Source organism: uncultured Psychrobacter sp. (genome assembly GCF_947488565.1).
GTDB classification, from domain to species: Bacteria; Pseudomonadota; Gammaproteobacteria; order Pseudomonadales; family Moraxellaceae; genus Psychrobacter; species Psychrobacter saeujeotis.
This window is the reverse complement of sequence record NZ_CANKZC010000003.1, coordinates 103,211-115,044: the sequence shown is the minus strand read 5'-3', so window position 1 is coordinate 115,044 and position 11,834 is coordinate 103,211. Positions and strand designations below refer to the sequence as shown.

The following is an 11,834-nucleotide window of genomic DNA, read 5'->3' as shown; positions in this document are numbered from 1 at the left end:
ACATGAAGCTTCCTTGTCAAGACAAATTTTGAATGAACTATCTAACTTAGTACTAATTTTCCATATATATTCATTAACCATGGATAATTATAAAATATTTTTATAACAAAATCATTGGTTTACTGCACCGCTGGAAAGAACACTAAAACAAGATGCAACCAACCTGCCAAAAATCCAGTCAAACCACCAAGTACGATCAACGTCATCTCATCTTCACGAAATGCTGGACGTAATAAGTTTTGAAACTCATAAGGCGATAAAGCGCGAATACGATCACGAAACAGACCGAATATTTTGCTCGCGCGACTCTCGTTAAGTTCAGGATCTCGTAGCGGTACCATCGTAGCGGTGATTGATTTATTGATAATGGTATTTTTCAATTGCCCGTACTCACGGCGACCCAGTCCCATACGCAAAGTCGTTCTAACCACTGGCGACTCTAATATCTGGTAAAGGTGCGACTTCATCAGCTCACGCGTTTGCGCCGATCGATCGCCATACATCATCTCATTCATAATATTCTCTAAAGTCACTAAATCGTTGACTACGATTTCAGCAAAAACTTCAGATACTTCTTCTTGGCGCTTCATAAAGCCGCCTTGAAAACGAAACTGCGCGACGTGCGGTAGCCTCAATTTTATAAAAGGAAAACCGTCACAACGCTCAAAAACTTTTATATAAGAGATAAAGCGTGGTTCTACTGGATTAAACACCATCCAGATTGCGATCCAATTGGTCAACAAGCCCCAAATGGCAGCGAAAAATGGCACTGTCCAATGTTGCGGCACCACCAAAAAGATAAACATTTGGATAATACCAAAAATTAATCCAATTAAAGCACTGATATGCCAAATAAAGTTGATCTCGTGTTGACCAACCCTTAAAAACATATTCACCATTAAGCGACGATCACTTTCCATCTTATTGACGATCATTTGACGCATATCGACCAAGTCCTCGACATGGTAGGTCATATCAGTCACCAAAGATTGCATGATGTCTGGCAGCTCTTGATGGGCTTGCGTATAAATACGACGTTTTAGTGCGTATGGCAGACTGCCCCACAATGCACCTGAATGCTCAAGCATAATCTCATCAATCAGTGGTTCAAGGTTTTTATCAACCGTATCAGTGATAAAAGCTGCCATCTGCTCAGGCTCCATCGCCTGAAAAAACTCTTCAAGTGAGCCAAGCTTTGAGAGTGTCTGATCGACAATAACTCCAGAGATTTTCCCCGCTTTACGCGGGACGATACCTTGCCAACCAAGTCCAGGCAGACCAAAAAATGGAAAATTAGGTATACGTAGCCCCCAAAATTTAATGGGGTAAAACAGCATTTTCAATGCCATCCATACATGCAACCAAGTGACAAATGCAGTCACTGGTGGGATGGTCAGCATGGCAAGAAACTCTGGATGCTCAGCAAGCATTTGCCATATTGAGGTTGCGACCATGACTCTTCCTGCCTCTGACGTAACGATTCTCGTTAATCTATAGTCGTTTGTTAGTATTGTTAAAAAACGCTTAATAAAAACAGCACTTTAATGCCAAGTAAACACTACAAAATAAATCGCCCGATTTTAGCATACTTGCTACTCATTAGCACATATACAGCTAAACCAAGTTGCGACTATACATGACAACATCACATGTCTGACTTATATTTGATACTACAAATTGGAGCGATAAAATAGCTTATAAATAGTACTATCAATGACATGTGTGAATTCATCAACAAATAAGCGGACAGGATCAGCGCAGCTTATTACATTCTGTTATAATTTGTCGCACAGCAATAATAGCAATACGCTTTTACGTTCATACTTCAATATTACAGGGTCATTTAATCTATGTGTTTGAAATGTTTGTTTTTATTGTCTGCATTTGCTTAAATACCTTTCACAGCATTCCTTTATCAAAGTAATTTTTGCTTTATCTACTGCGCTCATTGGTACTAACTTTACATGAATAAATCGCTTATCCCAGACACCGAGCAGGTCAACCGCGTTTTTATGCGCCGTATTCTTATTCTTGGTCTATTCATATTTTTGGGTATGAGTGTTTTATTACTGCGTTACGGGTACTTGCAAGTATACGCTCATGATAAATATAAAACTCAGGCTGACAATAACCGTATCAAGCTCATATCTGCACCGCCTAGCCGTGGTTATATTTACGATCGTAATGGCATATTGCTTGCTGATAATCAGCCTGTATTTACCGCCATGCTCAGCCCCGATGAAGTAAAAGATCCAGAACGCACTCTAAGCTTGCTTGCACCTATTTTTGATTTAACAGACACTGATATTACTGACATCTTGGCGAGATTAAGTAAGAGTAAGAACGATCCGGTGACCATTAAAATTGATTTGACAGAAAAGCAGGTCGCACAGTTTAGTGAGCGTAAGCCTTTTTTTAGGGGCGTTACTATCCAGAGTAAATTAACCCGCTCCTACCCCTACGATGAGCTGTTTGCCCATGTTATCGGTTATGTTGGCCGTATCAATGACAAAGAGACCAAGCGTATTGATAAAGATCGTTATGCTGGTACTGACCTCATCGGTAAAATTGGTATTGAAGATTTTTACGAAGATATTTTACTTGGAGAGCCAGGTTATCAGTCGGTGGAGACAGATGTTCATGGCAATATTCTACGGCAGTTAGACACCGAACCGCCCGTTGCTGGCAACGATATTACTTTAAGTTTAGATTATGGCTTACAAACGATTGCTCAACAGCAGCTCGACGGTCGTCGCGGTGCCATTGTGGCGATAGACCCAAAAAATGGTGATGTGTTAGCGTTTGTGAGTAATCCAAGTTACGATCCCAATCCTTTTATCTCAGGCATCTCTTTTAAAGACTACGATGCATTAAGAGAAGATATCGATCAGCCCCTGTATAACCGTGCGCTTCAAGGGATGTATCCACCAGCCTCTACTATCAAACCATTTGAAGGGTTGGGTGGACTACATTACGGTTTGCGAGATTGGGAGACGACTATTTATGACCCAGGTTACTTTAGCTTGCCTGGCGACTCGCATCGTTTTCGTGACTGGAAACGCGGTGGTCACGGCTCAGTGAATCTCAAAAAGTCTATTATGATGTCAGTGGATACGTATTATTATAAACTGGCGTATGAAATGGGGATTCAGCGCTTACATGACTGGATGGTGCGCTTTGGTTTTGGTGAAGATACCGGTATTGATTTGCCGAATGAAAAGTCAGGTATTATGCCTTCTCCAAAATGGAAAAAAGACACTTATGACAAAGGCTGGTTACCAGGCGAGACCATCTCAGTCAGTATCGGTCAAGGATATTTTTTAGCAACGCCACTACAGATTGCCAATGCGACTGCCATGATGGCAAATAAAGGTAATCATATTACCCCGCATCTGCTAAAACGTAGTGATGGCGCTGCAGAAGTGAATGTCATCACCAAATCTGACGGTAAGATTGACTATGATGGCAAACCTTCTGATTGGACACGTATGCATGATGCGATGGAAGACACTGTCAAAGCTGGTACTGCTCGTGGTATCTATACTTCACGCTACCGTATCGCTGGCAAAACAGGTACGGCTCAGGTCAAATCTATCGCTCAAGGCAAAAGTTATAATAAATCAGCAATCGATAAGCGTCATTGGGATCATGCATGGTTTAATGGTTTTGCACCCGTAGAAGACCCACAAATTGCCCTTGCGGTACTGGTTGAAAACGGTGGCGGCGGTAGCGCAGTAGCAGCACCTATTGGACGTGCATTATTTGATTATTGGGTCCTGCAGCGTAAAAGTGACCCTATTACACCTCCCACACCTGATGAGCTAAAAGCTATTAAATACCAAAAAGCATTGGATAAAGCCAAACGTGATGCTATTCGCGATCAAGAACAAGCATTAAAGGAACAGGCAGAAGCCCAAGCAGCAACCACTACAGCGACCGAATAAAGAATAGTCATTATGAAAAGAAACACAAAAACATCGACGTCGCGTGGCCCAAAGCGTGATACAAATCATAAAAAACAAACCACTGCGGGCAAAGTACGTATTATTGGTGGACAATTTAAACGTCGTAGCATCAATTTTATCGATGCTGATGGCTTACGACCGACGCCAGATCGCTTACGAGAAACACTGTTTAACTGGTTGCTTGCCGATATACATGGCGCACGTGTTCTTGATAGCTGTGCAGGCAGCGGTGTATTAGGATTTGAAGCCTTATCTCGGGGAGCTGCACACTGCACCTTTATCGAAACCAATCAATCTCAGTACCAATTGCTATTACAAAGCGCGCAGCAATTAAATGTTGATATTGATAGCTATCAAGTTTTTCATGGCGACGCTGAACAAATCTTATCTCAAAATAGTAATTTCAAACATCCGTTCGATATCGTTTTTATTGATCCACCTTATGCAAAGGATTTATGGCAGCCAATTTTAACGGCTTTAATTAAACAGTCATTAATCACGACAGAAACGCTTATTTATTTGGAAGCTGACAAAGATTTAAATGAGCAATTAAACGAAATGGTTCAGTCTCTAAGCTCAGTCTTTGCAACACAAGGGTTTAGCAGGTTTGAATGCGTCAAACAAACCAAAGTCGGACAAGTTGTGGCTGGACTTTATAGACTAGAATCGTCATAATCATGCAACTTGCATTAATGAATGCTAAAAACCGCTGAAAAACTGGTCCAACGCTGCAGTTTAATGTATATAAGGCGAAAATAAACCCCAATGCAGCTTGCAAGCGTAGGCGCTACTGCTTATAATATGCAGTCTGTTTTTTGAGAGCCCCGTTCCCAGCTAAACTCTCAATGAATTCTAATTTTAAGGTTTTATCATGAAAACACTTAGTGCAAAACCAGCTGAAGTGACCCATGACTGGTATGTCGTAGATGCTGACGGCAAAACCCTTGGTCGCTTAGCCACCCAAATCGCTACTCGCTTACGTGGCAAGCATAAAACTTCTTATACTCCGCACGTAGATACTGGTGACTTTATCGTTGTCATCAACGCAGAAAAAATCGCGGTAACGGGTAAAAAAGCGCAAGATAAAAAGTACTATCGTCATAGTGGCTACCCAGGCGGTATTAAAGAAACCAACTTCACAAAGCTGATTGCACATAAGCCTGAAGATGTTCTACATAAAGCAGTTAAGGGTATGCTTCCAAAAGGTCCTCTTGGCTATGCAATGATTAAGAAGCTAAAGCTATATGCAGGGGAAGAACATCCACATACTGCACAGCAACCTAAAGAACTAGACATCTAAGGAATCACTTATGGAACGCAATTACGGAACTGGTCGCCGCAAGACGTCTACTGCTCGTGTCTTTTTAGCAAAAGGTACTGGTAGTATCGTCGTTAACGGTAAGCCACTTGATGAGTACTTTAGCCGTGAAACTTCACGTATGGTTGTTCGTCAGCCATTAGAACTATTAGATACTCCTAATGACTACGATCTTTATATCACTGTAAAAGGTGGTGGTATTAGTGGTCAAGCAGGTGCTATTCGTCACGGTATCACTCGTGCCCTAATCGAACTTGACGACACCAACAAATCTACGCTAAAAGCCGCTGGTTTTGTTACTCGTGACTCACGTCAAGTTGAACGTAAGAAATTGGGCCTACGTAAAGCACGTAAACGTCCACAATTCTCGAAGCGTTAATAGAAGCTGTTTATCGTTTTACTGTTATGGTTGTCTTTTTCTCAGAGTTATACTAATAGCATCAAGTAAAACGTTAAATTTGCAAAACCTTATAAGCTGGTCACAGCTTATAAGGTTTTTTTATGCTTAAAGCTTAATAGTAGTGATATTAAACGCTAGTGCACTCAATAACCTGACTTTATAAACTGTTAAACACTTTGCTTTTATAGTCAAAACCAACTTGCAAACCAGCTACCGCTACCCCATCATGATAGTAACTTTTCATCATTAGCCTCGACGATATAGCCCAATGCTATAGATGCCACAAACAGTGCTGTAAAAGGACATTATGAAAGCGCCCGAACAATACGATCCAAGTAAAATACCTTCAAAGAACAGTACACCATCGCAGAGCGTACAGCAGTCTGCTAAATCGCCGGCTATTCCTACTGGTACACCAACTATTACGCAGACTCATAAACGCACAGCACAAGCTGATAAAAAGCCTTTTCAGTGGCAATTTTTACTGCCTAGATACTGGGGCATTTGGCTGTTATTTGTGGTATTTTTGCCCATGATTTACCTGCCGTTACGTTGGCAGTTTTGGTTGGGTCGTAAGATTGGTATCTTGATTTATAAAGTTGCAGGCTCACGTAGACAGGATACGCTTATTAACCTTAAGCTGGCTTTTCCTGAAAAGCCAGAAGCTGAGCGAGAACTGATGGCAAAGCAAGTTTTTGTCAATCAAGGTATTGGAGTATTTGAGACGCTTTGTGCTTGGTTTCGCCCTAATGTTTTTACCCGTACGGTTTCTATTTCGGGGCTACAATATCTCATCAATGCCCAAAAAGACAATCGTCCTGTTATCTTATTAGGCGCTCATTACACCATGCTCGATTTGGGCGGGTTATTTTGCGCGCAGTTTTTTGCGTTAGATGCAATGTATCGACCACAAAATAATGCACTTCTTGATTGGTTTATTTATAACGGTCGCACGCGCATCTTTGGAAAGCAAATATCCAGCCGTGATATGCGCAGTTTGGTCAGCTCAATTAAAGCTGGGCATGTAATTTGGTACTCGCCTGATCAAGATTATGGTCTCAAGCAAGGCGTAATGGCACCATTTTTTGGCGTGCCAGCAGCCACTATCACAGCTTCACGGCGCATGGCAAAATTAGGCGACAAGCAACATCCTCCAGCGCTAATGGCTCTGCACACCTATCGGCAAACACCGGATAACCTACCAAGTGGCAAGCGCCCTCATTACCATCTAACCATTACACCAGAGCTGGATAACTATCCTAGTAATGATGAAGTCGCTGACGCCACTCGCATTAATGAAGTCTTAGAAGGACTCATTCGTATTGATCCAACCCAATGGATGTGGTTTCATCGGCGCTTCAAAAACAGCCCAGATGGTCGCACTGAAATCTATAAGTAGGCGTTTATACACAAACAAAGCAGTAGATAAATTTGTTATAATTTGCGCCACTAAATTGAGTCATTGACTTAAGTGTACGATATTAAATTTGCAATAAACTAATAAACCAACTACGGATTTTCCATGAGTAATCAAACTGATGCACCTAAAAAAGAAACCAAACGTATCCTCACAGGCATTAAGCCTACCGGTATTCCGCACTTAGGTAATTACGTTGGTGCTATTCGTCCAGCGATTGAATCTATTCAAAACAGTGACGATGAAGCGTTTTTCTTTTTGGCAGATTATCATGGCATTATTGGTTGTTATGACCCAGCGGTTATTCATGAATCGACTAAAATCATAGCAGCGACTTGGATTGCTTGTGGTCTTGACCCTGAGCGTGTGACCTTCTATCGTCAGTCGGATGTGCCTGAAATTCCCGAGCTTGCTTGGATTTTAAACTGCTCGTGTGCCAAAGGTCTTATGAACCGCGCTCATGCCTATAAAGCAGCCGTCGATATTAATATAGAAAAAGCGGATGTTGATCCAGATCAAGGCATTACTATGGGTCTGTTTGGCTATCCAGTACTCATGGCAGCTGACATTTTGATGTTTAATGCCACTCATGTGCCCGTCGGCCGTGACCAAGTGCAGCATATTGAGATGGCACGTGATATCGCTGGCACTTTCAATCATCGTTACAAGACCCTCTTTACCCTGCCCTCAGCAGTCGTTGATGAAGATATTCCGCTACTGACAGGGCTTGATGGTCGCAAAATGAGTAAGAGCTATAGCAATACTATTCCGCTATTCGGTGATCCTAACCCGCAAGTCAGTCCTGAAAAGCAGATGCATAAAGCTATCATGAAAATTGTGACCAACTCGCAGCTTCCTGACGAGCCAAAAGATCCTGATGATTCTGCTCTCTTTGAAATTTATAAAGCTTTTGCAACGCCTGAAGAAATTACTGATATGCGCGCACGCTATACGTCCGGTATCGGCTGGGGTGATGCCAAACAAGTCCTATTTGACAAAATCAATGATGAAATTGCGCCGTTTCGCGCACGTTATGAAGAGTTGATGGCCAATCCAAAAGAGCTGGAAGCAATCTTACAAATGGGCGCGGACAAAGCCCGTCGTCATAGCCGTAAACAGTTAGATAAAGCTCGCCGTGCTATTGGGATTCGCCCACTTGCTAAGCTTAAGTAATTATTTGGTTTAAATAATCATATGGCTTAAACTACCTTTTTATTATCATAATTTGTCATAATGAAGACGGATATTAAACGTGCAGACTGAGCCAAAAAACAAACGTGTAGCTTTACCAAAACCTGCTTTGTCTGCAATCCCAATTCAAGCCTCTCAAGCTTCTATGTCATCATCTGATAACAACAATTACGATGGCTTAGTCATCAATGACATGTCTTTGCGCATTTATCAAACCCCAATACAGCAGCTACCTGAAGATCTGTACGTACCCCCGCAAGCGTTTGCCATTTGGCTAGAGCAGTTTGCAGGGCCGTTAGATTTTTTATTATATTTGGTTAAAAAAAACAATGTAGATCTGACCAAAATGCCGATATTGCCTATTACGGAGCAGTATTTGGCTTATATTAGTGAGTTAGATACTGAACATTTTGAGCTGGCGGGTGACTATTTACTGATGGCATCGACATTGATTGCGATAAAGACCGAGTTATTGCTACCGATACCTGAGACACTCAATGATGAACGCGACCCAAAGGCTGAGCTGATTGGACGTTTAGAAGAATATGCACAAATCAAAACCGTTAGTCAGCGTTTAGATAGCCTGATTCGTCTTGAGCGCGATGTGTTTTTGGCGATGGTGAGTATGCCTAATCAAGATGTTATGAATGCCGAATTACTCAGCTACTCTCCAAATTTATTAATTGATAGCTTATTTAAAATGCAGCTACAACCTGATTATCAAATGCATACCATTAAGGTCGATGCCGTTCCCCTGTCCGATCGTATTGCCAGTATCAGCCGTCAGCTAAGCACTGATGGCACACGCTCCTTTTGTGAGCTACTAGATAAAGCACAAGGTAAGATAGGTGTCGTGGTCAGCTTTGTCGCAGTACTAGAGCTGATAAAACGGCAACTGGTTGGTATAGTAAGCACTGATTTAGCAGACAGCGCCACGGTTAATAATGAGGTTGCAAAGCACCATCCAATCGAACCATTAACGCTACAATGGCTGGCTTGACAGTCTTAATAGAGAATGTGTAATGACAGATACTAAACATCAGCATCTTGATGAGATAAGTAGACAGATAGAAGTGCTATTACATGCGTCAGAAGCACCTCTTACTGCAAACGCTATCAAGAAACATTTATCTTTATCTGGTAAAGAATTAACGCAGACTTTAGAGTTACTACAGCTGCGCTTAGATACTGGCGTCCTCAGCTTACACGAGACTGCCAGCGGTTATCGCCTACAAATAGCGGATAGCTATAGTGCATTAATACAGCGTGTTTTTCCGCAGCGTCAAGAACGCTTAAGTCAGGCATTACTCGAAACACTAAGTGTCATTGCTTATAAACAACCAGTGACTCGCAGCGACGTAGAGTATGTACGTGGCGTGACGCTATCGAGCAACATACTGCGGCAGCTGTTTGATAAAGGCTGGATCATTGAGGATGGTTATAGAGAAACATTGGGTCGTCCAGCCTTGCTACATACGACGTCGCAGTTCTTAGATGCATTTGGGCTGACCAATTTAGATGAGTTACCACCAATGCCAGATATATCAGCTATTGGTGGAATGTCTTGATTTATAATTTGATTAGTGTGGTAGCTGTTATGGTTGAGATGAGATATTTATCTTATTGAATACCGTATTGATTGCTTCGACCGTTTTATCAATTTCAGCCTCAGTAAGCGTCGGGTGTACTAAAAACATCAAACTTGTCTCCCCAAGCTCTTGTGCAACTGGCATTCTAGTTTCAGGACGCAGTCCTGTGCCATCGAACGCTTTTTCTAGATAGACTTCAGAAGCAGTTCCAGAAAAACAGGGGACATCTAGCTGACTGATTTCTTCAATAATGCGATCACGTGACCAGCCATCAGGTAGATTGTCGGTATTTATATAAACATATAACTTATAATAAGCATGCTTAGAATCGGCAAATTCTGGTGTTTCTTCTAGCTTTGGTGCGTGTACATAGCCTTTATTTTCCCACTGAGTGCATGCTTGCAAGATTGCTTGCGCATTAGCCGTACGCTTGGCCGTCCAATCTGACATTCTCTCAAGCTGAATACGTCCTATCACTGCCTGCATCTCAGTCATGCGCCAGTTAGTACCAAAGCTTTCATGTAACCAACGATAGCCAGGTGGGTGCTCCTTTTCATACACAGCAGCGTAGCTCTTGCCATGGTCTTTATATGACCACATTTTACGCCACAAATCTTCGTCATTAGTAGTGACCATTCCGCCTTCGCCGCCAGTCGTCATAATCTTATCTTGGCAAAAGCTCCATGCGCCAACATGCCCGATACTACCGACACTACGACCTTTATAATGTGCGCCATGTGCCTGTGCACAGTCTTCAATGACATATAGATCATGCTCATCTGCAAGCGCCATTATGCCATCCATATCGCATGGCCAACCTGCTAGATGCACGCACACGATGCCTTTGGTTTTGTCCGTTAGAACGGCAGCAATCGTCTCTGGAGTAATATTACCAGTAGACTCATCAACATCAGCAAACACAGGCGTAGCGCCCGCATTAACCACACTAGAAATACTGGCAATAAAGGTACGTGGCGTAACGATGACTTCATCACCTGCACCGATATCTAACGCCTGCAAAGCCACGTCCAAAGCTAGAGTACCATTGCCCAATGCGATGGCATACTTACTATCTGCCCACTCAGCAAACTCTTGCTCAAATTGACGACATTCTTGTCCTGTCCAATAGTTTACCTTGTTAGACAATAGTACCTTACTGACTGCGTTAGCCTCTTCTTGGGTAAAACTTGGCCACGGTGGAAAAGGAGAATTTAGCATATAGCTTCCTTATTTATTATCGAATTAATGAGTAGTAATACCTCATTTTATTTTAAACTATTTATTTTACGGTTTTATTTCATCGTGCGTTATTTTATATAAGTTATAAAATAATACGAACCAAAACTATTTTTTTAGAAGTTCAGTTATAATGATACGCCTTAGCCATAAAACTTTAGCAGATATAACTATATTCTATTTTATAACATCATCAAGAAAACTTGCTGGATAATCTATACTATTCTTAAGAGATTCAAAAGAAAAACGATCTTCAAGACTACCAACTTCTTTTTCTAATCTTGAGAATTGGACAAACCAATCTTCGAGATAAAAAATATAGTTAAATATTTTTTTACTCATAGACGCATCTAAACTATTATCATTTAATAAAAGGATAAGCTCGTCATATATCTTTTTGTTGGCATGAAAAATATGCAAAGCTTGATGATAAGTCAAACCTTTCTGATAAACTTTATAAGCCGCTTCACAGCGTTTTATATTATTGATAAGTGCATTGTGTATAAGAATCATGACGTTTCCAAGTTTTGATATGTAAATAATTTAATAAAATTTTATATATATTCTATTATCCGAATATAATATAAAAATCTAGTCGTATTCGAATTATATTAAGCAGGTTAATTATATTCTTTATAAATGTATGAGTTAAATTTTGGTAATTATCATCGGTTTACAAAGTAAATCATCAACTTTATAAATCACTTTATTTCAACTA

General features: G+C 41.2%; 11 protein-coding genes. 8 read left to right on the top strand and 3 right to left on the bottom strand.

What is annotated here, in order from left to right:
- Window positions 1-119: 119 nt before the first annotated feature.
- Window positions 120-1,454 (bottom strand): hypothetical protein, encoded by a 1,335-nt coding sequence (locus Q0890_RS07640; RefSeq protein WP_299219194.1) that lies wholly within the window; start codon window positions 1,452-1,454, stop codon window positions 120-122.
- Between the two features lie 510 nt (window positions 1,455-1,964).
- Between Q0890_RS07640 and mrdA the strand changes: the two genes are divergently transcribed.
- From mrdA to scpB, 8 genes are all read left to right on the top strand, one after another.
- Window positions 1,965-3,944: a penicillin-binding protein 2 gene (mrdA, locus tag Q0890_RS07635; protein WP_299219192.1), complete on the top strand. Its 1,980-nt coding sequence runs from the start codon at window positions 1,965-1,967 to the stop codon at window positions 3,942-3,944.
- A 12-nt stretch (window positions 3,945-3,956) separates the two neighbouring features.
- Entirely contained in the window at window positions 3,957-4,640 is a 684-nt protein-coding gene (gene rsmD, locus Q0890_RS07630; protein ID WP_299219190.1) for a 16S rRNA (guanine(966)-N(2))-methyltransferase RsmD, read from the top strand.
- 196 nt (window positions 4,641-4,836) lie between these two features.
- Window positions 4,837-5,265, top strand: a complete 429-nt coding sequence (gene rplM, locus Q0890_RS07625; protein ID WP_299219188.1) for a 50S ribosomal protein L13 — start codon at window positions 4,837-4,839, stop codon at window positions 5,263-5,265.
- Window positions 5,266-5,275: 10 nt separating this feature from the next.
- Window positions 5,276-5,662, top strand: a complete 387-nt coding sequence (rpsI, locus tag Q0890_RS07620) for a 30S ribosomal protein S9 (protein ID WP_299188314.1) — start codon at window positions 5,276-5,278, stop codon at window positions 5,660-5,662.
- Between the two features lie 328 nt (window positions 5,663-5,990).
- Window positions 5,991-7,082, top strand: coding sequence for a lysophospholipid acyltransferase family protein (locus tag Q0890_RS07615; RefSeq protein ID WP_299219186.1), 1,092 nt, complete (start codon window positions 5,991-5,993; stop codon window positions 7,080-7,082).
- 123 nt (window positions 7,083-7,205) lie between these two features.
- Window positions 7,206-8,273, top strand: a complete 1,068-nt coding sequence (trpS, locus tag Q0890_RS07610; RefSeq protein ID WP_299219184.1) for a tryptophan--tRNA ligase — start codon at window positions 7,206-7,208, stop codon at window positions 8,271-8,273.
- Window positions 8,274-8,436: 163 nt separating this feature from the next.
- On the top strand, window positions 8,437-9,291 hold the full coding sequence (locus Q0890_RS07605) for a segregation/condensation protein A (protein WP_299219851.1): 855 nt from the start codon (window positions 8,437-8,439) through the stop codon (window positions 9,289-9,291).
- Window positions 9,292-9,313: 22 nt separating this feature from the next.
- Entirely contained in the window at window positions 9,314-9,859 is a 546-nt protein-coding gene (scpB, locus tag Q0890_RS07600; protein ID WP_299219182.1) for an SMC-Scp complex subunit ScpB, read from the top strand.
- Window positions 9,860-9,886: 27 nt separating this feature from the next.
- Here the strand turns inward: scpB and Q0890_RS07595 are convergent, their stop codons facing one another.
- On the bottom strand, window positions 9,887-11,098 hold the full coding sequence (locus Q0890_RS07595) for a DegT/DnrJ/EryC1/StrS aminotransferase family protein (protein WP_299219180.1): 1,212 nt from the start codon (window positions 11,096-11,098) through the stop codon (window positions 9,887-9,889).
- Between the two features lie 195 nt (window positions 11,099-11,293).
- Window positions 11,294-11,629, bottom strand: a complete 336-nt coding sequence (locus Q0890_RS07590) for a hypothetical protein (protein ID WP_299219178.1) — start codon at window positions 11,627-11,629, stop codon at window positions 11,294-11,296.
- Between the last annotated feature and the right edge of the window lie 205 nt (window positions 11,630-11,834).